At 61.9% G+C, this 25029-nt stretch carries 22 protein-coding genes; 15 read left to right on the forward strand and 7 right to left on the reverse strand.

Translation table 11 applies throughout. The annotated features are described in order from the left end of the window. Positions 1–28 precede the first annotated feature (28 nt). Entirely contained in the window at positions 29–2071 is a 2043-nt protein-coding gene (recQ, locus tag ACXYMO_RS12965; protein ID WP_458879139.1) for a DNA helicase RecQ, read from the reverse strand. A gap of 96 nt (positions 2072–2167) precedes the next feature. Further along, the gene (locus ACXYMO_RS12970; RefSeq protein ID WP_458879140.1) at positions 2168–2455 is read right to left on the reverse strand and encodes a YggT family protein; all 288 of its coding nucleotides are present in this window, start codon (positions 2453–2455) and stop codon (positions 2168–2170) included. 133 nt (positions 2456–2588) lie between these two features. Here ACXYMO_RS12970 and ACXYMO_RS12975 point away from each other — a divergent pair, with 133 nt between their 5' ends. From ACXYMO_RS12975 to ACXYMO_RS13015, 9 genes are all read left to right on the forward strand, one after another. Beyond that, positions 2589–3953: an MFS transporter gene (locus ACXYMO_RS12975; protein WP_458879141.1), complete on the forward strand. Its 1365-nt coding sequence runs from the start codon at positions 2589–2591 to the stop codon at positions 3951–3953. Then, a complete protein-coding gene (mepA, locus tag ACXYMO_RS12980; RefSeq protein WP_458879142.1) occupies positions 3950–4816 on the forward strand; it encodes a penicillin-insensitive murein endopeptidase in 867 nt (288 codons plus the stop codon). The genes ACXYMO_RS12975 and mepA overlap by 4 nt, the downstream gene beginning before the upstream one ends. 121 nt (positions 4817–4937) lie before the next feature. Beyond that, entirely contained in the window at positions 4938–5567 is a 630-nt protein-coding gene (locus ACXYMO_RS12985; RefSeq protein WP_458879143.1) for a queuosine precursor transporter, read from the forward strand. 272 nt (positions 5568–5839) lie between these two features. Further along, positions 5840–6259 carry an alternative ribosome rescue aminoacyl-tRNA hydrolase ArfB gene (gene arfB / locus ACXYMO_RS12990; protein ID WP_458879144.1) on the forward strand — a complete coding sequence of 140 codons (420 nt, stop codon included), beginning with the start codon at positions 5840–5842 and terminating at the stop codon, positions 6257–6259. Positions 6260–6283: 24 nt separating this feature from the next. Continuing rightward, on the forward strand, positions 6284–7030 hold the full coding sequence (locus tag ACXYMO_RS12995; protein WP_458879145.1) for an SDR family oxidoreductase: 747 nt from the start codon (positions 6284–6286) through the stop codon (positions 7028–7030). Between the two features lie 34 nt (positions 7031–7064). Further along, positions 7065–8078 (forward strand): P1 family peptidase, encoded by a 1014-nt coding sequence (locus ACXYMO_RS13000; RefSeq protein ID WP_458879146.1) that lies wholly within the window; start codon positions 7065–7067, stop codon positions 8076–8078. Between the two features lie 97 nt (positions 8079–8175). Continuing rightward, a complete protein-coding gene (locus tag ACXYMO_RS13005) occupies positions 8176–8598 on the forward strand; it encodes a c-type cytochrome (RefSeq protein ID WP_458879147.1) in 423 nt (140 codons plus the stop codon). A 110-nt stretch (positions 8599–8708) separates the two neighbouring features. Beyond that, complete coding sequence (idi, locus tag ACXYMO_RS13010; RefSeq protein ID WP_458879148.1) at positions 8709–9251, forward strand: isopentenyl-diphosphate Delta-isomerase; 543 nt, start codon at positions 8709–8711, stop codon at positions 9249–9251. 62 nt (positions 9252–9313) lie between these two features. Then, entirely contained in the window at positions 9314–10573 is a 1260-nt protein-coding gene (locus ACXYMO_RS13015) for a flavin-dependent oxidoreductase (RefSeq protein WP_458879149.1), read from the forward strand. Here the strand turns inward: ACXYMO_RS13015 and glpK are convergent. The 3 genes from glpK to panB all read right to left on the reverse strand — a co-directional run bounded on the left by glpK (position 10570) and on the right by panB (position 13822). Beyond that, positions 10570–12054, reverse strand: a complete 1485-nt coding sequence (glpK, locus tag ACXYMO_RS13020; protein WP_458879150.1) for a glycerol kinase GlpK — start codon at positions 12052–12054, stop codon at positions 10570–10572. The genes ACXYMO_RS13015 and glpK overlap by 4 nt on opposite strands. A gap of 80 nt (positions 12055–12134) precedes the next feature. Further along, positions 12135–12986: a pantoate--beta-alanine ligase gene (gene panC / locus ACXYMO_RS13025; protein WP_458879151.1), complete on the reverse strand. Its 852-nt coding sequence runs from the start codon at positions 12984–12986 to the stop codon at positions 12135–12137. Continuing rightward, complete coding sequence (gene panB, locus ACXYMO_RS13030) at positions 12983–13822, reverse strand: 3-methyl-2-oxobutanoate hydroxymethyltransferase (protein WP_458879152.1); 840 nt, start codon at positions 13820–13822, stop codon at positions 12983–12985. Before panB ends, panC begins: the two co-directional genes overlap by 4 nt. 166 nt (positions 13823–13988) lie before the next feature. Between panB and ACXYMO_RS13035 the strand changes: the two genes are divergently transcribed. From ACXYMO_RS13035 to ACXYMO_RS13060, 6 genes are all read left to right on the forward strand, one after another. Continuing rightward, entirely contained in the window at positions 13989–15479 is a 1491-nt protein-coding gene (locus tag ACXYMO_RS13035) for an ABC transporter substrate-binding protein (protein ID WP_458879153.1), read from the forward strand. 138 nt (positions 15480–15617) lie between these two features. Beyond that, on the forward strand, positions 15618–16565 hold the full coding sequence (locus ACXYMO_RS13040) for an ABC transporter permease (protein WP_458879154.1): 948 nt from the start codon (positions 15618–15620) through the stop codon (positions 16563–16565). Continuing rightward, positions 16562–17377, forward strand: coding sequence for an ABC transporter permease (locus ACXYMO_RS13045; protein WP_458879155.1), 816 nt, complete (start codon positions 16562–16564; stop codon positions 17375–17377). Before ACXYMO_RS13040 ends, ACXYMO_RS13045 begins: the two co-directional genes overlap by 4 nt. Beyond that, positions 17374–18987 carry an ABC transporter ATP-binding protein gene (locus ACXYMO_RS13050; protein WP_458879156.1) on the forward strand — a complete coding sequence of 538 codons (1614 nt, stop codon included), beginning with the start codon at positions 17374–17376 and terminating at the stop codon, positions 18985–18987. Before ACXYMO_RS13045 ends, ACXYMO_RS13050 begins: the two co-directional genes overlap by 4 nt. Beyond that, entirely contained in the window at positions 18980–20443 is a 1464-nt protein-coding gene (locus ACXYMO_RS13055) for an aldehyde dehydrogenase family protein (RefSeq protein ID WP_458879157.1), read from the forward strand. Before ACXYMO_RS13050 ends, ACXYMO_RS13055 begins: the two co-directional genes overlap by 8 nt. 6 nt (positions 20444–20449) lie before the next feature. Then, on the forward strand, positions 20450–21346 hold the full coding sequence (locus tag ACXYMO_RS13060) for a DMT family transporter (protein WP_458879158.1): 897 nt from the start codon (positions 20450–20452) through the stop codon (positions 21344–21346). 2 nt (positions 21347–21348) lie between these two features. Here ACXYMO_RS13060 and pncB read toward each other — a convergent pair whose 3' ends face one another. Both pncB and ACXYMO_RS13070 read right to left on the reverse strand, forming a co-directional pair. Continuing rightward, positions 21349–22641 (reverse strand): nicotinate phosphoribosyltransferase, encoded by a 1293-nt coding sequence (pncB, locus tag ACXYMO_RS13065; protein WP_458879159.1) that lies wholly within the window; start codon positions 22639–22641, stop codon positions 21349–21351. Between the two features lie 87 nt (positions 22642–22728). Then, entirely contained in the window at positions 22729–24972 is a 2244-nt protein-coding gene (locus ACXYMO_RS13070) for a PAS domain-containing hybrid sensor histidine kinase/response regulator (protein ID WP_458879160.1), read from the reverse strand. Between the last annotated feature and the right edge of the window lie 57 nt (positions 24973–25029).

Consider the following 25029-nt stretch of genomic DNA (forward strand, 5'->3'; position numbering starts at 1 on the left):
ATACCCCCGTTTTGCATTCCGACCTGATCTAGCCCGCGCTGCGCAAAACGTCCAGAAATGCAGCGCCAAAACGTTCGGCGCGGCGTTCGCCCAGCAGCCGTTCCAGCATCTGGTCGTCATCGGGGCGCATCTGCGCGACCTTGGCCAACTGCGCCGCCGAACAGCTGAGCGGTTTATCGACGCCGTCCGATCCGCGCGACAGTTCGGCCTGCACCTCCAGCAACTGGTCATAGACCGATCCGGCCGCGCGTCCGGCCAGTTTGCGCCGTGCGGGGTGGACGGTTTCGGAGGCACCGGTGATCACCTCAAGGAACATCGCGCCATAACGTTCCAGTTTCTTGGCCCCCACCCCGCCGATGCGCGCCATCGCGTCCAGCGTATCGGGCCGCGCCTCGGCCATTTCGATCAGGGTGCGGTCGTTGAAGATGACGTAGGCCGGGACCTTTGCCGCCTCGGCCAATGCGCGGCGCTTGGCCTTGAGCGCGGACAAGAGCGGCGCGTCCTCATCCGACACAAGCGCCTTGACCGCCGGGCGGCGGGTGGCGGTTTTGGTCAACGTATCGCGGCGCAGGGTGATGTTTGCCTCGCCCCGCAGGATCGGGCGGGCGGCGTCGGTCATGCGCAGGGCGCCGTGGCGTTCGGGATCGGGGCGTACAAGGTCATGCCCCATCATCTGCCGGAACACGGCCTGCCACTGGCGTTTGTCATATTCGGTGCCGACGCCATAGGTAGGCAGTTCATCATGCCGACGCGCGCGGATCTTGTCGGTCATGGTGCCGGTCAGAATGTCGATCAGGTGGCCCGCGCCGAACCATTCCTCGGTCCGCAGGATGGCCGACAGAGCCTTGCGCACCGCCGTGGTGGCATCAAACACGTCCGGCGGGTTATCGCATAGATCGCAATGGCCGCAGGTGACAGGATCATCGCCGAAATACCCCAGCAGGTTCTTGCGGCGGCATTCCAGCGCCTCGGCCAGACCCAGTAGGGAATTCAGCCGCGCATGATCGGCGGCGCGGCGTTCGGGCGGGGCAAGGCCTTCGTCGATTTGCGAGCGGCGCAGGCGGATGTCTTCGGGGCCGAACAGGGTCAGCGTTTCGGCGGGGGCGCCATCACGCCCCGCGCGGCCGATTTCCTGGTAATACGCCTCGATGCTTTTGGGTAGGTCGGCATGTGCGACCCAGCGGATATCGGGTTTGTCGATGCCCATACCGAACGCGACCGTGGCGACCACGATCAACCCATCCTCGCGCGCGAAACGGGTTTCGACGATGCGACGGTCTTCGGCCTCCATCCCTCCGTGATAATGGCAGGTGGAATGCCCATCGTCGGCCAGCGCCTTGGCCAAAGACTCGGTCTTGGCGCGGGTGCCGCAATAAACGATCCCGGATTGCCCGCGTCGGGCGGCGGCAAAGTTCAGGATTTGCTGCCGGGGGCTGTTCTTGGCTGCAAATGACAGGTGGATGTTGGGGCGGTCAAACCCATGCAGAAAGGTTTCGGGTGCCTGACCGTCGAACAGTTTGTCGATAATCTCCTGCCGGGTTTCGGCGTCTGCCGTGGCGGTAAAGGCCGCCAGTGGAACGTTCAGCGCGCGACGCAGTTCGCCGATGCGCAGGTAATCGGGGCGGAAATCATGGCCCCATTGGCTGACGCAATGGGCCTCGTCCACGGCGATGAGGCCCACGCCGATGCGGCGCAGCATGCCCATGGCCGACCCGGCGGCCAGACGTTCGGGCGCCATGTAAAGCAGTCTAAGCTCCCCCGCCTCAAGCGCGGCCCAGACGGCATCGGTTTCTTCGGGTGTGTTACCCGAGGTCAGCGCGCCGGCGCATACACCTGCCTCTTGCAGGGCGCGGACCTGGTCGCGCATCAGGGCGATGAGGGGCGAGATGACAACCGTCACCCCGTCGCGCAAAAGGGCAGGCAGTTGGAAACACAGGGATTTGCCGCCGCCCGTGGGCATGATGGCCAGAACGTTCCGACCCGCCGTCACCGCATTGACGATGTCTTCCTGACCGGGCCGGAATGCGTCGAATCCAAAGACATCGCGCAACAACGGGTGTGCATCGGTCATGCCGGGGGCCTCTGTGTAAGATTTTTCTATCTGCTCTTACACAGCACTTTCACACACTGGGAATCGGGGAACAAGGCCCGGAACGACCCGACGGGGTCAGTAAAACAACGCGGCGTTGTTCACCAGGATGATCCGCAACGCGATTATCCCCAACAGGACCACAAGCGGGGCCAGATCGATGCCCTGCATGGACGGCAGTATCCGACGCACCGGGCCATAGATCGGCTCAAGCAGGCGTTGGAGCGTGTGCCAGACCTGAGCGACGAAAGGTTGATGCAGGTTCAGAACCTGAAAGCTGATCAGCCAGCTCATGATCACATGGGCGATGATAAAAAACCACACCACATCCAGAATGAGCATCAGAATTTGAAACAAGGACTGCATCTGTGATTTCCCTTTTGCTGCGCTCCCTGACCTAAGCGTCCGAAGGCCAAAGGGCAAGTGGTCCGCCGCGCAGGAGATGCTTGATTGACAGGGCAATCCCCTGTCTTATCCCTGTATAACAAAGGGGCAGGTCATGGCAGAGATTTCACAGCGCAAGCGCATTTGGGGATGGTGGTTTTTCGATTGGGCAAGCCAGCCCTATCACACGCTGCTGGTCACGTTTGTTTTCGGTCCATATTTCGCCAGCGTCGCAGCGGAATACTATCTGGCCAGCGGACTTGCCGAAAGCGAAGCCAAAGCACATGCACAAGTTATCTGGGCCTGGTGCCTGGCCATCACCGGGCTGATCATCGGCTTTGGCGCGCCCTTCATGGGGGCGTTTGCCGACACGACCGGCCGTCGCATTCCTTGGATCTATGCCTTTTCCCTGATGTATTTCGTCGGTTCTTTTGCGCTATGGTGGACCATGCCGGACGGCACGAACATGTGGCTGGGCCTGGTTGGATTCGGAATCGGCTTCATCGGGGCCGAATATGCGCTGATCTTCATAAACTCGCAGCTGCCCGGGCTGGGCAACAAGGATGAAATCGGTGAAATCTCTGGGTCCGGGTTTGCGTTTGGCTACATAGGCGGTCTTCTGACCTTGATCATCGTTCTTCTGTTCCTGGCCGAGCAGGGGAACGGCAAGACCCTGATCGGGATGAATCCTATTTTGGGTCTGGCCAGTGCTGAACGCGAAGGCACCCGAGCGGTGGGTCCGTTTACTGCGATCTGGTTCGCGATTTTCATGATTCCGTATTTCCTGTGGGTCAAAGACCCGCCGTTACGGCGCGAAGGCAATCTTTCGAACGCCTTGTCTGAGCTAGGGAAGCTGTTGGCGAGCCTGCCGAAACGGATAAGCGTCACGGCCTATCTCTTTGCGTCGATGTTTTACCGCGATGCGCTTAACGGGCTTTACAGTTTCGGCGGCGTCTACGCCGTGTTGGTCCTGGGCTGGGAGATCACCCAGATCGGCATTTTCGGAATCGTGGCGTTGCTGTCGTCCATCCTGTTCAGCTTTCTCGGCGGCAAACTGGACAGCAGGGTTGGACCAAAGCCGGTCATCATCGGTGCGATATGGGTCCTGATCGGCGTTTGTGCCGTCATCGTTGGCATGTCGCGCACGCAGTTTTTCGGCATGCCGCTGGCCGACGGGTCGAGCCTGCCGGATACCGTGTTTTTCATCTGTGGCGCACTGATCGGCGGCATGGGCGGCGTTGTACAGGCATCAAGCCGCAGCCTGATGGCCCGGCATGCAAACGAAGAAAAGGCAACCGAGTTGTTCGGCCTGTACGGTCTGTCCGGGCGAGCAACGGCATTTATCGCCCCAACGCTGATCGGCATTTTCACCGCCGTCACCGGCAGCGCCCGTTTGGGCGTTTCGCCGGTAATTGGCCTTTTCGTCCTGGGGTTGATTCTGCTAATCTGGGTGAAAGCCGAAGGAGACCGTACTGGATGACCCTTGCCCGCCTGACTGCTTACCTGTTGTTTGTTTTGTGTTTTATCAGTCCCGTTCAGGCGGAACCGCTGGCCAAACAATTGTTCGGCGCCATTCCCAAGGCATCGCGACAAGCACCCGGAGTATTTGGCAGCTATGCCAAGGGATGCGTTTCCGGGGCCGTGGAATTGCCTGAGACCGGACCCACATGGCAGGCAATGCGGCTGAGCCGCAACCGCAACTGGGGCCATCCGGAAACCATCGATTTCATTCAGGACCTCAGCAAATTCGCCGCCCGCCAGCCGGGGTGGAAGGGTCTGTATATCGGTGACATCAGCCAGCCGCGTGGCGGGCCGATGCTGACGGGACACCGCAGCCATCAGGTGGGGCTGGACATCGACATCTGGATGTTGCCCACCTCGCGCCTGAACCTGTCACGCCAGCAGCGCGAGAGCATTTCCTCAATCTCGACCCGGCGGTCCAACGGCGCCTTTGTCAATAACAACTGGAGCCGGGCACATCACCGCATCATCCGCGAGGCCGCCAAGGACAAGCGCGTGGCGCGGATATTCGTGTTCCCCGGCGCCAAGGTGCAGATGTGCAAGGATGAAAAGGGCGACCGCAGCTGGCTGCGCAAGGTCCGGCCATGGTGGGGGCATCATTACCATTTCCATGTGCGCCTGGCCTGCCCGCGCGGTATGCGTGGCTGCGCCAATCAGGATGCGCCGCCGCGTGGCGATGGCTGTGCAGATGCGCAGCAATGGGTGAACAACATTCTGAACCCGCCGCCGCCCAACCCGAACGCGCCCAAACCCAAGAAACGACGCGAATACGTGCTGGCCGACCTGCCAAGGCAGTGCGCAAAGGTTCTGAAATCCAGGTAACGCCCGCGCAGTCGGGCGTTGCAGAAAAGCTTGCGGTTTCAAAAAAGACCAGCTAGGTGGCGCGCTTGATCCCCGTCGGGGGTCCAAGTCGCCGCAACCTTGTCAAAACGGGCTTACACTTATGACACGCGCACATATTCCTGGCATCATTGCCATGGCCATCATCGTGGTGGCCTCGAACATCCTTGTTCAGTTCCTGTTCGGCCAATGGCTGACCTGGGGCGCCTTTACCTATCCGTTCGCCTTTCTGGTCACCGACGTGATGAACCGCGTTTACGGTGCCCCCGCGGCCCGCAAAGTCGTGTTCTTTGGCTTTGTCGTCGGGGTGATCTGTTCCCTGATCGGAACGCAGATCATGGGCGAATTCGGCCCGCTGGTCACCTTGCGTATCGCGATCGGGTCCGGCCTTGCCTTCCTGACGGCGCAGCTTTTGGACGTTGCGGTGTTTTCGTCTCTGCGGGGCGGGAAATGGTGGCGGGCGCCGCTGGTCTCGACCCTGATCGGTTCGACGGTGGATACGGTCCTGTTTTTCAGCATCGCCTTTTCGGCGCAGATGGTCTGGCTGGAACCGGGCAACGACGTGTCCTGGGCGAACGAGGCCCTGCCGATGCTGGGCGCGGGGCCGGTTGCCCCCCTGTGGATGTCGCTGGCAGTGGCCGACTGGGCCGTGAAGCTGTCGCTGGCGCTGGTCGCGCTTATCCCTTTCCGCCTGATTGTTCAGCGTTTGACCGGGACCCCGGCCAAGGCGTGACGATTTTGTTTGGCGAACCGCATTTTCCGTGCAAACCTGAGGGTGAGTTCAACAACGGAAAAGGAGGTGATCCAGTGTCAAGAAAGGTATTGGAGCGAGGTGTCGGTACAGTTTGGGAGAGCGCCTGCTGAGGCAGCCCTTGGCAGGAGTGCCACCTGAACAGGATCTGGGACAGGTCTGACCGGCCCCACCTCCAAAGAAACTTTCGATAAGGGCCGTCCGGTATTCGGGCGGCCCTTTTTGATTGCGCTGCAACGCGTTAAGATCGCCCCATGCTGCGGATATCGGACACCATCACCATTCAGGACTGGGAACTGAGCGAAAGCTTTGTGCGCGCGTCCGGCCCCGGCGGGCAGAATGTGAACAAGGTGTCCACGGCTGTCGAGTTGCGGTTCGAAGCGGAACGCTCACCATCGTTGCCCGGGCCGGTCAAGACACGGCTGAAACGGCTGGCGGGGCGGCGCTGGACCAAGGATGGCGCGCTGATCATTCAATGCGATGAAACCCGATCGCAGGCCCGCAACCGCGAAATCGCGCGCGAACGGCTGGCCGAGTTGATCACCAAGGCGCTGGTCGCGCCCAAGCGGCGCATTGCCACCAAGCCGACCAAAGGGTCGGTGCGCCGCCGTCTTGAGGCCAAGACCCAGCGCAGCACAGTCAAGGCATTGCGCGGCCGCGTGCGAGACGACTAAACTGCCCGCAAAGGGAGATATTTCATGAGATTGGACGGAAAAACCGCCATCGTGACCGGTGGCGCCTCGGGGTTTGGCGCCGGGATTGTCAGCAAATTCATTGCCGAAGGCGCGCGGGTCATGATTGCCGATATCAACGGCGACGCGGCAAGCGCCATGGCCCGGGACATCGGGGATCGCGCCGTGGCCCAACCGGTGGACGTGGCGAATGGCGCATCGGTTCAGGCCATGGCCGACGCGGCGCTGTCGATGTTCGGTCATCTGGATATTCTGGTGAACAATGCAGGCATCACGCACCTGCCCACCCCGCTGGAAGATGTGGCCGAGGATGAATTCGACCGGGTTCTGGCGGTGAATGCCAAGTCGGTTTACCTGACGGCACGGTCGCTGGTGCCGCATATGAAATCGCGCAAATCCGGGGCGATCCTGAATATCGCCTCGACCGCCGGCGTATCGCCCCGGCCCAAGCTGAACTGGTACAACGCCTCCAAGGGATGGATGATCACCGCGACCAAAGCCATGGCCGTGGAGCTGGCCCCGGACGGGGTGCGGGTGAATGCGCTGAACCCGGTTGCGGGGGAAACGCCACTGCTCAAATCCTTCATGGGTGAGGACACGCCGGAAATGCGGGCCAAATTCCTGTCAACAATCCCGCTGGGCCGGTTTTCTCAGCCCGAGGACCTGGGCAATGCGGCCTGTTTCCTGTGTTCGGACGAGGCCGGCATGATCACCGGTGTCGCCATGGAAGTCGACGGCGGACGGTGTATCTGATGGGTACGATATCCCACCGCGAAAGATGTGCATCGTGAAGCCGGGACAGCGGAACCTGATCACGGATGTCGCAGGGCTTGGGGTCGGCAATGCGCAGGACGAAACGCTGAAATCCGGCGTGACTGTCCTGAGCGGCGATGCGCCGTTCACCGCGTCCGTCCACGTGATGGGGGGCGCGCCTGGGACACGCGAAACCGATCTGCTGGCACCGGACAAATCGGTGGCGCATGTGGATGCGCTGGTGTTGGCTGGCGGGTCGGCCTATGGGCTGGATGCCTGTTCCGGCGTTGTTGACGGGCTGCGCGCGCAGGGGCGCGGGTTTCGGCTGGGCAGTGCGATCATTCCGCTGGTGCCCGGTGCGATCATTTTTGATCTGCTGAACGGCGGGAAAAAGGACTGGGCGGAGAACCCCTATCGCGCCTTGGGGCGGGCCGCATTTGGCGCGGTCGACCAAGCGTTTGACCTGGGCACGGCGGGGGCCGGAACCGGGGCCATGAGCGCGATGTTGAAAGGCGGGCTTGGCTCGGCGTCCTTCGTTCTGGACAACGGGATCACGGTTGGCGCGCTGGTTGCTGCCAACCCGGTGGGCAGCGTCACCACCCCCGGCGAGCGGCATTTCTGGGCCGCACCGTTCGAGGTGGACGGGGAATTCGGCGGGCTGGGGCCGGACCTATCGGCCGGGTTGGGCCGCACGCTGGACAGCAAAAAGGCACGGCTGACCCATGCCGGTGACTCCGATCGCGCCAACACCACGATTGCCATCGTCGCCACCGACGCCCCGCTGAGCAAGGCCCAATGCCAGCGCGTGGCCGTTGCCGCGCATGACGGCATCGCGCGGGCCACGGTGCCCGCCCACACGCCGGGCGATGGCGATCTGGTGTTCGCGGTCAGCACGGGCCGGTCCGACGTTGACGCGGGCGATGTGAACCTTGGCCTGATTGGGCATGCCGCCGGGCTGTGCCTGTCGCGGGCCATCGCGCGGGCGGTGTTTCTTGCCCGGCCGAAAACGGGCGATTTGTTGCCAGCCTGGTGCGACATTTCCCGATAGCGACATTCAGGCGCGCCGAGGCGCGGCATTGTGGCAGTTGACTCTCGGCATGCAGACTTAAGTATTGGGTCAACTCGAACTGACTGAGAGGCATGACATGAAACGAGTAGTAGCAACATTGATCGCCGGCCTTCTGGCAGGCCCGGTTCTGGCCGAAGGCGATGCAGCAAAAGGCGAGAACGGATTCAAGAAATGCAAATCCTGTCACACGATTGCATCCGATTCTGGCGAAACGATCGTGAAGGGTGGTAAAACCGGCCCCAACCTTTATGGCCTGGTCGGACGCACCGCTGGCAGCGTTGAAGGGTTCAAATACAGCGGCGACCTTGTGGCCGCAGGCGAGGCGGGCCTTGTTTGGGACGCAGAAACCTTTGCCGAGTATGTCGAGAACCCGGCAGGTTTCCTGAAGGAGTATCTGGACGACACCAAGGCCAAGTCGAAGATGAGCTTCAAGCTGAAAAAAGGCGCGGACGACATCTATGCCTATCTGGTCAGCGTCTCGCCGGCCGCAACGGAATAATGCAACTGGCGGGCCGGGTGGAAACCTCCGGCCCGCCGATGCCCCGGTTCGGGGCACGACCACAAGGTACACACCGCCATGAAACGTCATCCTGAAACGGGGCCGCGCACATGAGCATCATGATCCCCGCCTGGGTTGACGGAAAACTGACTCCGGTCGAAAAGCTGGAGGCTCATGAAAAGGGCCTGCGCCACAAGGCCGTTTCGGTATTCGTGTTCCGGGGCACAGACATCCTGTTGCAGCGTCGCGCCCTTAGCAAATACCACACGCCCGGCCTGTGGGCGAATACCTGCTGCACCCATCCGGAATGGGACGAAGACTCAAGCACTTGCGCCGTGCGGCGTCTAAACGAGGAACTGGGCGTTACCGGGCTGTACCCTGAATTCAGGCACCAGTTGGAATATCGCGCCGACGTGGGCAACGGTCTTGTCGAGCATGAGGTCGTCGACGTCTTTCTGGCCCATGCGCGCAAGTCGCTGAAAGTCACCTCAAACCCGGACGAGGTGATGGAAACCCGGTGGGTCGAATACCACGACCTGATCGCCGAAGTGGCGCGCCACCCGGAACGGTTTACGCCGTGGCTGAAAATTTATCTTCAGGATCACGCCGACACGATCTTTGGCCCCGATCTGATCATCGCCGGGCAAAGTTGATCGCATACCCTTGCGCCTGCTCCCCGGTGCTGGTTCTTTGACGAAAACTGTGGGGGAACTTCATGACCATTCTGATTGCCGGCGGCGGGATTGCCGGATTGTCGCTGGGCCTGACGCTGCATCAGATCGGCGTGCCGTTTCGCATCTATGAATCCGCGCCGGAAATCCGCCCCATGGGGGTGGGTATCAACCTCCAGCCCAACGCGGTGCGCGAACTGTTCGATCTGGGCCTTGAGGATGAACTGGACCGTATCGGCGTGCGGACCCGGCAGATTGGCTTTCATACCAGGTTCGGTCTGAAAATCTGGGAAGAACCGCGCGGCATGTGGGCCGGATACGCATGGCCGCAATATTCCGTGCATCGTGGTGAGTTGCAGATGATGCTGTATCAGACCTTGCTGGAACGGGCAGGACCAGACAGCGTTGTCACCGGCGCGCGCGCCGTGGGGTTCGATCAAAAGGGTGACCGCGCCTATCTGCTGCTGGCCGATGGCACGCGGGTGGCCGGTGACCTTATCGTGGCGGCCGATGGTATCCATTCCGCCCTGCGCGCGCAGATGTACCCGGACGAGGGTGATCCGGTCTGGAACGGTCAGGTACTGTGGCGCGCAACCACGGTGGCCGACGCCTATTTTGGCGGGGCGGCGATGGTGATGATCGGCCATGACAGCGTACGCATGGTGGCCTATCCGATTTCCGACCCGGACCCGGACACCAACCTCGCCACGATCAACTGGATCGCCGAAAAACGCTATGATCCGTCGATGGGCTGGCAGAAAGAAGATTGGAACCGGCTCGCCGACAAGGCTGATTTCCTGCCCGAATTCACCGATTGGACCTTTGATTGGATTGACGTGCCTGCGCTCATCAACGGGGCGGGCAGGATTTATGAGTACCCTATGGTGGACCGCGATCCGCTGGATCAGTGGACATTCGGGCGGGTCACGCTGATGGGGGACGCGGCGCATGCCACCTTTCCGGTGGGGTCAAACGGGGCCAGTCAGGCGATTGTCGATGCGCGCGTGATTGGTGCGCGTCTGTTGGATCACGGGATCACACCTGCGGCGCTGACCGCCTATGAGGAGGAAATCCGCCCCGTGACAACCGCCGTGGGGCTGGCCAACCGGCGCGGTGGCGGGCCGGACGGTATTCTGCAACGGGTCGAGGACCTTTGTGGCGGCCAATTCGACGACATCAACGACGTGATCCCGTACGAGGATCTGGCCGCGCATTCGGCCAAGTACAAATCGGTTGCGGGCTTTTCGATCGAGGCGCTGAATGCGAAACCTCCGATCATCCCAGCGGGCGCCAGAGTTGGTTAAAAGCTCATCACGGCCTTGACCGCACGGCGCCAGCGGTCATAGCGCGCGGCGCGCAGATCGCTGTCCATTTCCGGCGTGAACCGATGATCCAGCGCCCACGTGGCGGCGAACCCGTCCTGATCGGGATAGATCCCGGCCTGCATGCCGGCAAGCCACCCCGCGCCCAGCGCGGTGGTTTCCTGCATCACCGGCCGGTCCACCGGTGCGCCGAGAATGTTGGACAGGCTTTGCATGGTCCAGTTGCTCGCGCTCATCCCGCCATCGACCCGCAGGATAGTATCGGCATCCGCGTTCCAGTCTGCCCGCATCGCCTCATAGAGATCGCGGGTCTGGAACGCGACGCTTTCCAAGGCGGCCCTGGCAAATTCAGCCGGACCGGTGTTGCGGGTCAGTCCAAACATCGCCCCCCGGCAGTTTGGCTCCCAGTAAGGGGCACCAAGCCCGGTGAAGGCAGGCACGATCACCACGTCCTGCGCCGGATCAGCCGCGAGCGCCAGTTCGCCGGAATGTTCGGCCCGTTCGATGATCCCCAGCCCGTCGCGCAACCATTGCACGACCGCACCGGCGACAAAGATCGACCCTTCGAGCGCATAGGTGCGTTGCCCGTTGAGCTGATAAGCCACCGTGGTCAGCATCCGGTTTTGGGAATGCACCGGCTTATCACCGGTATTGAGCAATGCGAAACAGCCCGTTCCGTAGGTCGATTTCATCATGCCCGGTTTGAAACAGGCCTGCCCGATGGTGGCCGCCTGCTGGTCGCCTGCGGCCCCCAGAATGGAAATGCCCCCGCCCAGCAGGGATGGATCGGTCTGGCCGAAATCGGCGGCACAGTCACGCACATCCGGCAGCATTTTGACCGGCACGTCCAGCAGGGCGCACATATCGGTGCTCCATTTGCCTGTATTGATGTCGAACATCAGGGTGCGCGCCGCATTTGTGGCATCGGTGGCGTGCACCTTGCCGCCGGTCAGACGCCAGATCAGAAAACTGTCGATGGTGCCAAAAAGCAGATCGCCGTTTTCGGCCCGGTCCTTTGCACCGGGCACGGTTTCCAGAAGCCATTTCAACTTGGTCCCGGAAAAATAGGGGTCCAGCAACAGGCCGGTGGTGCGCGCAACCATGTCTGCGTGGCCGCCCGCGCGCAGGGTTTCACAAATTTCGGCGGTGCGCCGGTCCTGCCAGACGATGGCATTATGCACGGCCTCGCCGGTGGTCTTGTCCCAGACCACGGTGGTTTCGCGCTGATTGGTGATGCCAATTCCGGCAATATCGGCGGCCGTGACGCTGACCTTTTCCATCACCTGACGACAGACGGTGAGTGTGGATTGCCAGATCTCCTCGGGGTCGTGTTCGACCCAGCCCGAATTTGGAAAATACTGGGTAAACTCCATCTGCGCGGTGCCCGCCACCTGCATCTGATCGTCAAACAGAATGGCGCGTGTCGACGTTGTGCCCTGGTCGATCGCCAGAATGTAAGGCATTGCACGTCCTCCCCCGAAATGCGTTTCCAAGAGCTTAGCGCAAGCTGTGCGATTTCATCCAGCCCCGAGTGCAGGCGCGCTCAGATCGCGGGAATGGCGATGTTGTCGATCAGGCGTATCCCATCCATCCAGGCGGCTGCGAACAGGCGGGCGGGTTCTGTCGGGCGGCTCAGTTCGGCAAGACCCGCTTCGCTGCGCAGTTCAAAATATTCAACCTCGTCAAACCCGGCTGCGACCAACCGGTCACGGGCGGATTTGGCCAGCGCAGCAAAATCCGCGCCCTTGGCCAGTTCGGCGGCCGTATCCTGCATCACGGCAAAAAGATGCGGTGCCTTTTCCGCACCCTCCGCCGTCAGGCGTAAATTGCGCGAGGACATGGCCAGACCGTTGTCTTCGCGGATGGTAGGACAGCCGACCACGGTAATGGGAATGTCCAGATCACTGGCCATGCGGCGCACGATCTGAAGCTGCTGAAAATCCTTTTCCCCGAAAAAGGCCCGACTGGCGCCTGTTTGCAGGAAAATCTTGGCCACGACGGTTGCCACGCCATCGAAATGTCCGGGGCGGTGCGCACCGCACAGCACGTCGGTCAGTCCCGCGACCGATACGGTGGTGGCATAGCCATCGGGGTAAATCTGATCGCCGTCCGGCACATAGAGAACATCGACGCCATAAGGGGCCAGTTTCACCGCATCTTCATTTTCGGTGCGGGGATAATTGGCCAGATCCTCGGGGTTGTTGAACTGTTTCGGGTTGACGAAAATTGTCACGATCACCCGGTCGCACGCCTTGCGCGCGGCCTGAACCAGCGACAGATGCCCGGCATGCAGCGCGCCCATTGTCGGGACAACGGCAACGGTTTCGCCCGCCTTGACCCACTCTGCGTGCCTGGCCCTCAGATCGGCCAGCTGGCGCAGGATTGTCGGCGTCATGCCTTGGCCCCTTTGGACGGGGCCGCATCGGCAAACACATGCTCCTTGCCCGGAAAGGTCCGCGCGCGCACCTCGGCGGCATATTCGGCAATCGCCGCTTCGGCCTGATCTCCAAGATCAGAGTAGCGTTTGACAAATTTCGGTTTGAAGGCGGTAAAAAAGCCCAGCATGTCATCGACCACGAGGATCTGCCCATCGCAATCGGCCGAGGCCCCGATGCCAATGGTGGGGATCGCCACCTCATCCGTGATCCGGTTGGCCAGCGTTTCCGGTACCTTTTCCAGAACAACCGCAAATGCGCCTGCGTCGGTCACCGCGTGGGCGTCGCCCATCACGGCATCTGCCTGTGCATCGCGCCCCTGAACCTTGTACCCGCCCAAGGTGTTGATCGACTGCGGTGTCAGGCCGATGTGGGCCATCACCGGAATCCCGCGTTTGACAAGAAACCGGATGGTTTCGGCCATTTCAACGCCGCCCTCCAGCTTTACGGCACCGGCGCCCGTTTCCGCCATCAGACGCGCGGCGTTGCGAAACGCCTGCTGCGGGCTTTCCTCATAACTGCCAAAGGGCATGTCGATCACCATCATCGCCTGTGTCAGGCCACGTGCGACCGCCCTGCCGTGCAGGATCATCATGTCCATCGTCACGCCCAGCGTCGAGCTGAGCCCATGCAGCACCATGCCGACGCTATCGCCCACCAGTACAAAATCGCAATGCGCGTCCATGAACTGGGCCATCGGGGTGGTGTAAGCGGTCAGGCTGACAATCGGATCGGCGCCTTTCCGGGCGCGGATATCTTCGGCTGTCGGGGCAGTCTTGCGGGCAGTGGCGCTCATTCTTCGTCCTGTTCGCGGTGTCAATTGCGCGCCAATACCAAGTATCCGGCGCGCCCGCCAGCAATTCGGACATCATCAATCACTTGATTACGTGGGGTTTTGCGGGAACACTCGACCCGATGAGCCAAGCCCCGGGGGGTTTGTAAAACATTCACGGAGAGTCATCATGCATTTCAAAACTATGATCCGTGGCGTCGGGTCCGCCCTTGCGCTGTCGTCCGCCCTGACTGCCGGGCAGGTTATCGCCGAGGGGTCAATCACCGTCGCCATGCAATTGGAGCCGCCCCATCTGGATCCGACCAGCGCCGCGGCGGGGGCTATCGATTCCGTTGTCTATTCCAACATCTTCGAAGGGCTGACCCGGTTCATGGGCGATGGGTCCATCGTGCCCGGCCTCGCCGAAAGCTGGGAAATCTCCGAGGATGGGCTGACCTATACCTTCAAGCTGCAGGATGGCGTGACATTCCACGACGGCAGCACGATGGACGCAGAGGACGTGAAATTCAGCCTCGACCGCGCCCGTGCCGAGGACAGCGTGAATGCGCAAAAGGCCCTGTTTGCTGGGATCAGCGATGTAACCGTGGTCGATCCGCTGACCGTCAAAGTGACCCTGAGCGAACCCAACGGCAATTTCCTGTTCAACATGGCCTGGGGTGATGCGGTGATCGTTGCGCCCGAAAGCATCGAGAATATCAAGACCGCTCCGGTGGGCACCGGCGCGTTCAAATTCGTCAGCTGGACCCAGGGCGACAAGGTCGAGATCGCCAGGAACCCCGATTACTGGGGCACACCCGCGATTCTGGACAGCGCCACGTTCAAGTTCATTTCCGACCCGACCGCCGCCTTTGCCGCGATGATGGCCGAAGATATCGACGCGTTCAGCGGGTTTCCCGCCCCCGAAAACCTGCCCCAGTTCGAGGCCGATCCCCGGTTCCAGGTGCTTGTCGGATCGACCGAAGGTGAAACGATTCTCTCGACCAACAACAAGCAGCCGCCCTTTGACAACGTAAAGGTGCGCGAGGCGCTGGCTCATGCGATCGACCGTCAGGCGATCATCGATGGTGCGATGTTCGGCTATGGCACGCCGATTGGCACCCATTTCGCTCCGCATCATCCGGCCTATGTCGATCTGACCGGAAATTCAGCCTACGACCCGGCAAAGGCCAAGGCATTGCTGGCCGAGGCCGGGTTCCCGGACGGGTTTGAAACCACGCTGCACCTGCCGCCGCCGTCCTATGCGCGCCGCGGGGGCGAGATTATCGCCGCGCAACTGGCCGCCGTGGGCATCAAGGCGGAAATTACCAATGTGGAATGGGCGCAGTGGCTGGAAACCGTGTTCCGGGGCAAGAATTTCGGCCTGACCATCGTCAGCCACACCGAACCGATGGACATTGGGATTTATGCGCGCCCCGAATACTATTTTCAGTATGACAACAAGGCGTTTCAGGACCTGATGGCCAAGCTGAACGGGACAACCGACCCCGACATGCGCACCCAGATGCTGCAAGAGGCGCAGACCATCATCTCCAATGATTACGTCAACGGCTACCTGTTCCAGCTTGCCGCGCTGAGCGTGGCCAAGGCGGGGGTCAAGGGGTTGTGGACCAATGCGCCGACGCAGGCCACCGACCTGACGGCGGTCAGCTGGTCGCAATAAACACGCTTGCGAACACTGGTTGAAAGGCCCCGGCAACGGGGCCTTTTTCATTGCAGCGCACAGAGTCTTCGGGGCGCGGACATTTTTGCACGCGCTTGTCTCTGGACCCGGTCCCGGCGCGCCCCTAACGTGATCGCAATGTTGCGATATTCGTTAAAACGATTGTTGTCCCTTGTCCTCAGCCTGGCGGTCGCCAGCCTGGTGATTTTTACCGTGATCGAGGTCGCCCCCGGCGACCCGGCAAGTTTCATGCTGGGCATCAACGCCCAGCCCGATACGGTTGCCGCCCTGCGCACGGAACTGGGGTTGGATGTGCCCAAATGGCAGCGCTATGCCAACTGGGTGGGCGGCATGTTGGTGGGGGATTTCGGAACCTCCTACACCTATCGCACACCGGTCAGCACCATGATCGGGGACCGGCTGTGGGTGTCGCTGCCACTGGCCCTTTATGCGCTGACCCTGTCGACGCTTATCGCCTTTCCGGCGGGCATATATGCCGCCGCCCGGCGCGGCAAAGCCGGAGACATGGCCGTGATGGGGGCCACGCAACTGGGCGTCGCGGTGCCCAATTTCTGGTTCGCGATGATGATGGTGCTGATCTTTGCCATCAACCTGCGCTGGTTCGGGGCCGGCGGGTTTGCCGGATGGGACAAGGGGTTTCTGACCGGACTGCATTCGCTAACCTTGCCGGCAATATCGCTAGCCCTGCCGCAGGCGGCCATCCTTGCGCGGGTCATGCGGTCGGCCCTGCTGGACATTCTGGGCGAAGATTTCATGCGCACGGCGCGGGCCAAGGGGCTGTCACGCCGACAGGCCCTGTGGCGGCACGGGGTGCGCAATGCCCTGATCCCCGTGCTGACGATCATCGGCTTGCAGTTTGCGTTTCTGCTGGCCGGGTCGATCATCATCGAACAGGTGTTTTACCTGCCCGGTCTGGGACGGCTGGTGTTTCAGGCCATCAGTTCACGGGACCTGATCGTGGTGGAATCGGTCGTGATGCTGTTGGTCTTCGCCGTGATCACGGTGAATTTCCTGGTCGACCTGGCCTATGCCGCCGTCGATCCCCGGTTGAGGGCACGCACATGAACCGTAACCTGATCCTGGGCGCATTGCTGTCGTCGGTGGTGGTAATTGCCGCGCTTTTGTCGTTCGTCTGGACGCCGTTTGACCATGCGGCAATGAACATTCCGGCGAAATTCGCCCGCCCCGGCGGCGATCACTGGTTCGGCACCGATCATTTCGGGCGCGATATCTTCAGCATGATCATGGTCGGCGCGCGTACCTCGATCGCCGTGGCGCTGGTGGCGGTGGGCATCGGCATGTCGCTGGGCGTGCCATTGGGCCTGACGGCGGCGGCGCGCAAGGGTAGCTGGCTGGACGAGTTGATCATGCGCGGCAACGATCTGGTGTTCGCGTTCCCTTCGCTGGTGATCGCGATCCTGATCACGGCCGTGTTCGGCGCGGGGGCGATCAACGCGATCATTGCCATCGGCATTTTCAACATCCCCGTTTTCGCCCGCATCACCCGTGGCGCGGCCCTGTCCCTTTGGGAGCGCGAATTCATTCTGGCGGCGCGGGTGGCGGGGAAATCCAGCGCGCGGATTTCGTTTGAACATATCCTGCCCAACGTCGCGAACCTGCTGATCGTACAAGGCACCATCCAGTTCAGCCTTGGCATTCTGGCCGAGGCAGGGCTGAGCTATATCGGTCTGGGCGCACAACCCCCCACGCCCAGCTGGGGCCGGATGCTGGCGGACGCACAAACCTTGGTCAGCATCGCGCCCCACATCGCGCTGATCCCCGGAGTGGCCATTATCGTCACGGTTCTGGGGCTGAACCTGTTGGGCGACGGGCTGCGCGACCACCTTGACCCCCGGCTCAGGGTGGCCCGGACATGAACCTGCTTGAGATCGAAAACCTGTCGGTCACGATCCACAAGACCGAGATCCTGAAACAGGTCTCGCTGCGGGTCGAGCCGGGCGAGATTGTCGCCATCACCGGCGAAAGCGGATCGGGAAAATCAATGACCGCCCTGTCGGTGATGCGATTGTTGCCCGACGCAATGCGGGCCAGCGGTGCCATAAGGCTGGATGGGATGGAACTGTTGACCACGTCCGAAGCCGGGATGTGTGACTTGCGCGGCAATGCGGTCGGCATGGTGTTTCAGGAGCCGATGACCGCACTGAACCCAGTCAGGACCATCGGCGATCAGGTGGCCGAAACCATCCTTGTGCATGGGGCCATGCCCAGGGCCCAGGCGATGGAGCGCGCGCGCGAGGTACTGGACCGCGTCGGCCTGCCCGGCGATCGGTTCCCCTTGTCACGCTATCCGCACGAACTGTCCGGCGGGCAGCGCCAGCGCGTGGTGATCGCCATGGCCATCGCCCTGCGCCCCAAGTTGCTGATCGCGGATGAGCCGACAACCGCGCTGGACGTGACCACACAGGCACAGATTCTGGACCTGCTGAAAGGGTTGGTTGCCGATTACGGCATGGGGTTGCTGGTGATCACCCATGATCTGGCAGTGGTGTCGGACATGGCCAACCGGATTGTCGTCATGCGTCACGGCGAGGTGGTCGAAACCGGGCCGACGCAGGATTTGCTCGCCCATATGCGCCACCCCTATACCCGCGCCTTGTTCGAGGCATCGGGCCATCAGGTGACCCTGCCGCCCGTCCCGCCGCCTGCGCCCTTGCTTGAGGTGCGCGATGTGATCCGCGACTATCGCCTGCCGCGCAGCCGGCTGTTTGCCGCGCCGGGGCATTTTCGCGCCGTCAAAGGTGTCAATTTCATCCTGAACCGGGGTGAAAGGCTGGGCCTTGTCGGCGAATCCGGGTGCGGAAAATCGACCCTGACACGGGCCATTCTGGGCCTTGAAGAGACGCAAGGGGGCCAGATCCTGCTGGATGGCGCGCCGGTGTTCAGCGGGCATCACACCAACCTGGCCGTACGGCGCAAGATGCAGGTGGTGTTTCAGGATCCGTTTGGATCGTTCAACCCGCGCCACCGGGTCGATCGCCTGATTACCGAGCCGTTTCATTTGCTCGACACCCCGCCAACTGGCGCCGACCGTGACCGTGCCATTGACGAGGCGCTGACGGCGGTTGGCCTGAAACCGGCGGATGCGCGCAAGTACATCCACGAATTTTCCGGCGGACAGCGGCAGCGCATCGCCATTGCCCGCGCCCTGATCATCCGGCCCGAACTGATCTTGTTTGACGAGGCGGTGAGCGCGCTGGACGTATCCGTGCGGGCACAAATCCTGGACCTGCTGGCCGATCTGTGCGGGGCCTATGATCTGACCTATCTGTTCATCTCTCATGATCTGAGCGTCGTGCGCACCGTCACCGACCGTGTCCTGGTGATGCAGGCCGGCGAGATCGTCGAACAGGGCGATACCGAAGCCGTGTTTTCCGCACCCCGGCATCCTTATACCAAAACGCTGATCGACGCGGCCCCGCGCCTGCCCGATCTGGACCATTTGCGAAGGAATTTGACCAATGCCTGAATCTGCAAAGGAATTGATGTGGTTCGACCCCGATAAATGCCTGATCGGCGGGCAATGGGTGGCCCCGCAAGGGGGAAGGACCCTGCCGCTGATCAACCCGTCGGATGGCAGCGCGATCTGTGACATCGCGCGCGGGGATCACGAGGATATCGGCGCCGCCGTGGCCGCCGCCCACGACGCGCGCAACGGCGACTGGGGCCGGATGACCGCCGTTGAGAGGGGCCGGATCCTGGCGCGGATCGGGCAGCTTGTTCTGGACAGGGTCGAGGACCTCGCCGCGTTGGAAGCGATGGACGTGGGCAAGCCGCTGACCCAGGCGCGCGCGGATGCGGTTGCGCTGGCACGCTACATGGAATTCTACGGCGGGGCCGCCGACAAGGTGCATGGCACGACCATTCCCTATCTGGACGGGTACACGGTTTACACGCTGCGCGAACCGCACGGGGTGACGGGCCATATCGTGCCCTGGAATTACCCGATGCAGATCATCGGGCGGTCTGTCGGCGCCGCGCTCGCCATGGGAAACGCCGCCATTCTGAAACCGGCGGAAGAGGCCTGTCTGACCGCGCTGGCCTTTGCCGATCTCGCGCAGCAGGCCGGGTTGCCTGACGGGGCGCTGAACGTTGTGCCGGGCCTTGGGGCCGAGGCGGGCGCGGCCCTGTCGGCCCATCCAGGTATTCACCACATCAGTTTCACCGGATCGGTCCCGACCGGCGGATTGGTTCAGGCGGCGGCGGCGCGCAACGTGGTGCCGGTGACGCTTGAACTGGGTGGAAAGTCACCTCAACTGGTGTTTGACGATGCTGATCTGGAGGCCGCCCTGCCGTTTCTGGTCAACGCGGGCATTCAGAACGCCGGGCAGACCTGCTCGGCCTCCTCGCGCATTCTGGTACAGCGCGGGGTGTACGATCAGGTGCGCGACCGCATGGCCGAGGCGTATCGCGGCTTGACCGTTGGCCCCGCCATGGATGACCTGCGGCTGGGGCCGCTGATTTCGGCGCGACAAAAGGAAATCGTTACCGGGTTCCTGGATAAGGGGGCGGATTTGCCCATCGCCGCGCATGGCGTGATCGTCGACCATGCGCCTGACACCGGGGCCTATGTGCGCCCGACCCTGTTTGCCGATGTGCCGCCCGATCATCCGCTGGCGCGGGATGAAATCTTTGGCCCCGTACAGGTGATCATTCCGTTTGAGGATGAGCAAGACGCCCTGAGCATTGCCAACAGCACCGATTACGGGCTGGTCGCCAGCATCTGGACCCGCGACGGGGCGCGGCAGATGCGGCTGGCGCGGGCGTTGCGGTCGGGTCAGGTGTTCATCAACAACTATGGCGCCGGGGGCGGTGTCGAACTGCCCTTCGGCGGAATCGGAAAATCGGGCCACGGACGCGAAAAGGGGTTCGAGGCGCTGTATGGGTTTTCGCAGCTCAAGACCGTGGCCGCCTATCATGGCTGATCGGGCATGAGCGCCCGGCCCACCGACCGGGTTGGCCCGGCCATTGCCTTGTCGCTGGTCGCATTGGTGTTGTTCGACTTTATGGGGTTGATCATCAAACATCTGTCCCCCGCGTATTCCGCCGCCGAACTGTCCGCCTATCGCAATTTTTTCGGCCTGATCCCGAGTTTCATCGCGCTGTATTCCTCGCGCGTCTGGCGCGACAGCGGGCGGCAATGGCGCATACGGCAATGGCCGATGGCCTCTGCGCGGGGTCTGATCGTCGCGGTGGCGCAGTTGCTGTTTTACTATTCCCTGGGACAGATGGCCTTTGCCAGCGCCGCCACCATCACCTATTCCAACGCGCTGTTCATGACCGCACTGGCCGTTCCGCTGTTGGGCGAACGGGTGGGCGCGCTCAGGTGGGTGGCGGTGCTGATCGGGTTTGCCGGGGTTGTCATGGTCATGGGCCCCGGGCGCGAAACCTTTTCCTGGGCCGCCGTGGCCCCGCTGGGCGCCGCGTTCCTTTACGCACTGGCCGGTGTGATGGCCCGCCGCATGGACGATGATGTGCCCAGCCCACTGGTGAACCTGTATTCGGCGGGCATCGCATTGGTCGGATCGGCGCTGATCGTGCCCTTTGCCGGCGGGTTTTCGGACCTGCGCAGCACCGGCGATATGTTCTGGATCATCGGCATGGGCGCGTTCGGCGGCATGGCTGTTCTGTGCCTGATCATATCCTATCGCATGACCGAGCAGAGCAACCTCGCCCCGTTCAATTATTTCGGAATACCGATGGCCTTTGTGTTTGGCTGGCTGTTCTTTGACGAGGCCCCGTTCCGCGATCTGTTTCCCGGGGCGCTCCTGATCATCGCGGGCGGATTGATGGTGATCTGGCGCGAACGGCGGATGAACCGCCGCTAGGCTCAGACGACCACCTCGATCCGCTCCTGCTCACCGACGCCGAACACCCGTTTATAGCGTTCGATCTCATCCGCCGGGCCCATCGCCTTTTCCGGGTTGTCCGACAGTTTGACGGTTGGGTGGCCATTTGCGCTGACCGCCTTGCAGACCAGCGAGAATGGCGCCAGCGCATCGTTTTCGGCCAGTCCGCGGAAATCGTTGGTCAGCAAGGTGCCCCAACCAAAGGAAATGTTGACCCGGCCCGCAAAGATGGCGTGCAGTTCGACAATCTTGTCCACGTCCAGACCGTCCGAAAAGATGACCCGTTTGGTGCGCGGATCCTCACCGCGGGATTTCCACCAGTCGATGGCGATCTCGGCCCCAACGACCGGATCGCCGCTGTCGATGCGGATGCCGGTCCAGCCCGCCAGCCAGTCGGGTGCGTTTTCAAGAAACCCCTTGGTGCCGTATGTATCGGGCAGGATGATGCGCAGGTTGCCATCATGTTCGTCATGCCAGTCGGACAGAACGTCATAGGGTGCGCGCGCCAGCGCGGCGTCATCCTCGGCCAGCGCGGAATAGACCATGGGCAGTTCATGGGCGTTGGTGCCAATCGCCTCGACCTCACGCCGCATGGCGATCAGGCAGTTGGACGTGCCGGTGAATTTCTTGCCCAGCCCCTCCATCATCGCCTGCACGCACCAGTCCTGCCAGAGAAAGGAATGCCGCCGCCGGGTGCCGAAATCGGCAATGCCCAGCGTGTCGATGGGGCGCAGCTTTTCAATCTTTTCCCACAGCCGGGTCATCGCGCGGGCATACAGAACCTGCAATTCGAACCGGCCCATGTCGTTCAGAACCGCGCGCCCGCGCAGCTCCATCAGCACGGCCAGCGCCGGGATTTCCCACAGCATCACCTCGTGCCACTGGCCCTCGAACGTCAGCTCGTACTGATCGCCCTTGCGTTCCAGGTGATAGGGCGGCAGGCGCAGATTTTCGAACCACTCCATGAAATCCGGGCGGAACATCTGGCGTTTGCCGTAAAAGGTATTCCCGCGCAGCCATGTGCTCTCCCCCCGGCTGAGCGAGAGGGAACGGATGTGATCCAGCTGTTCGCGCAATTCGCCCTCGTCCACCAGTTTGGCGAGCGGAACAGATTTCGTTCGGTTGATTAGGGAAAACGTGACCTTGGTGTCCGGCTTGTTGCGGAACACCGACTGACACATCAGCAGTTTGTAGAAATCCGTGTCGATCAATGACCGGACAATCGGGTCGATCTTCCACTTGTGGTTATAAACGCGGGTGGCAATGTCGACCATATCAGGCTCCGGGCTGTCAGAGCACAGGTTAAAGCAATCCCCCCATGCCTTGTCCAGAGCGGGCAGGGGGCTTTGGGCACAGCGGCCTCAGTTGGCCATCCGGGTCACCGTCTCCCGACAATGACGGACCATCTCGGCCAAAAGTTCGGACCGTCGCACCGGTTTGCTCAGAAACCCGTCCATGCCAGCCGCCAGACAGGCCGCGCGGTCCGACGCAAAGGCATTGGCCGTCAGGGCGAGGATGGTCGGTTGCAGGGTTTGCGATTGCCGGATCGCGCAGGTTGCCTCGATCCCGTTCATCTTGGGCATCGACATGTCCATCAGGATCAGGTCGGGCGCGTGGGAGTGGGCCATTTCAACCGCCTGACGGCCATCATGAGCGAACAGCAACTCCATCGGGATGTCGCGCAGATATTTCCGGACCAGCAGACGATTGACCTTGTTATCCTCGGCGACCAACACCCGTTTTCCGCTGAGCACATGCAGGCAATCGGCGGCTGTTACCGGGGCTCTTGGCGCCAGGCGAACGGTGGCCGGCCTTGCAACGGGCAGGGTCAGTTCAAATTGTGAGCCTTGACCGGGGTCCGACCGGACCCTGATTTCGCCCTCCATGGCCCGGGCCAGCATGCGTGAGATGGCCAGCCCGAGACCGGTGCCGCCAAAACGGCGGGTTGTTGAGGATTCAGCCTGTGAAAACCGTTCGAAAACATGCTCCAGATGGTCCGGGGCAATGCCAATCCCGGTGTCCGCGATCACGATCTGCAGGCGGCAAGGGGGCGCGCCGCGATCGGCGGAAACCTTTACAGTCACACCGCCGGTTTCGGTGAATTTCACGGCATTGCCGATCAGGTTCACAAGGATTTGGCGCAAACGCCCGTCATCGGCCCGCACAAGGCTAGGAACGTCGCGATCAATCTCCAGCTTCAGGAACAGCCCCTTTTCACCCGCGCGGGGCAGAAACATCGTCACAGTGTCCTGAAGACAGGTGACAAGATCGAAATCAGCCGGGTCGAGAACCATTTTGTCGGCGTCCAGCTTGGACAGATCCAGAACATCGTTGATGATGGTCAAAAGCGCGCGGGCCGAGCTGCGGATTGACCGGGCATAGGCGCTTTGCTCTTCGCTCAGGTCGGTTTCCGAAATCAGGTCGGCCATCCCCATGATGCCGTTCATCGGGGTGCGGATTTCGTGGCTCATCGTGGCAAGGAAATCGGCCTTGGCGCGCGCGCCCTCTTCGGCCTTTTCCTTGGCTTTCGCCAGGTCGCGGGCTGACTGTTTGGCCTGCGTGATGTCGCGTTCGATGGCGACGGTCATTTCCACCCGTCCTTCGTCATCCAGCACCGGCACCTGGTTGGTTTCGATCCAGATCGTGCGCCCATCCCGCGTCACGTTCTGAATTTCGCCGCGAAACGGGCGCCCAAGACGGGCGGCGGCGTTCAGCGCCGCGATCGTTTCGCTCTTGGTGCCGGGCCCGTTCAGCAAGGCTCCGGGGTGTTTTCCAAAGATATCTTCGGCCGTGTACCCGGTGATCCTGGTAAAGGCCTCGTTGACCCAGAAAACATGGCCCTGCCCATCACTCAGAACCACGCTGTCATTGGCGTATTTGGCGACCAGTGACAGGCGTTGCGCCTCTTTCTGACGCAACTCCAGCTGCGCATTGGCCTCGGCCAGCATGCGGCTTTGTTTCCACAGGTCTGTGAGGTTGCGTCGGTTGCGGCGCGACCCGGTCACGGCAAATTTCAGGAAGGCGATCACCATATAGGCCAGAATGGCGATCCCCACCGCCTTGATCAGGAACTGGCCGTCATTCAGTTGGCTGACAGCGGACTCCTGCGCAAGAAGACCCAGGATTGTCAGGGCATAGACCGACAATCGCGCATTGGCCGCCAAGGGGTTAAAAGGCAAGGCCAGACCGCCGTTCACCGCGGCCCCCGCCAGAAAGGCACAGGCAAACAGCGGCGCGCTTTGCCCAAAGGGCGCCACCCAGGCCAAGGCGACACAGACGGCGATTGTCAGCGCCTGAAATGCGCCGGTCACGGCGCTGATCACCGACAGGCGCGTTACCGTCCAGCCGCGCGTCAGAAGGTGCGGCACCCGGTGCAGATAGAGACAATCGAGCGCTTCGCCCAACAGGGCAATCACGATCAGACCCAACCCGATTTCCAACCCATCGGAAATGGTCAGCGTCAGCCCGCCGATCACCGTCATGATCTGCCGGTTGGCAAAATGCGAAACCCGTCCGCGCGCATAGGTGAGAAACAGCTGTTCAGGGCTGTAATCAATGTCTATTTCGGTTTTTGGCCGGCCTGTCGCCGCCAGTGCATCCTGCATGACCCGGCCCGGGGTTGTTGAGCGTTGAGGTCAACGAATACCGCCGGGGGTCTTAAC

Source organism: Arenibacterium sp. CAU 1754 (assembly GCF_054482635.1).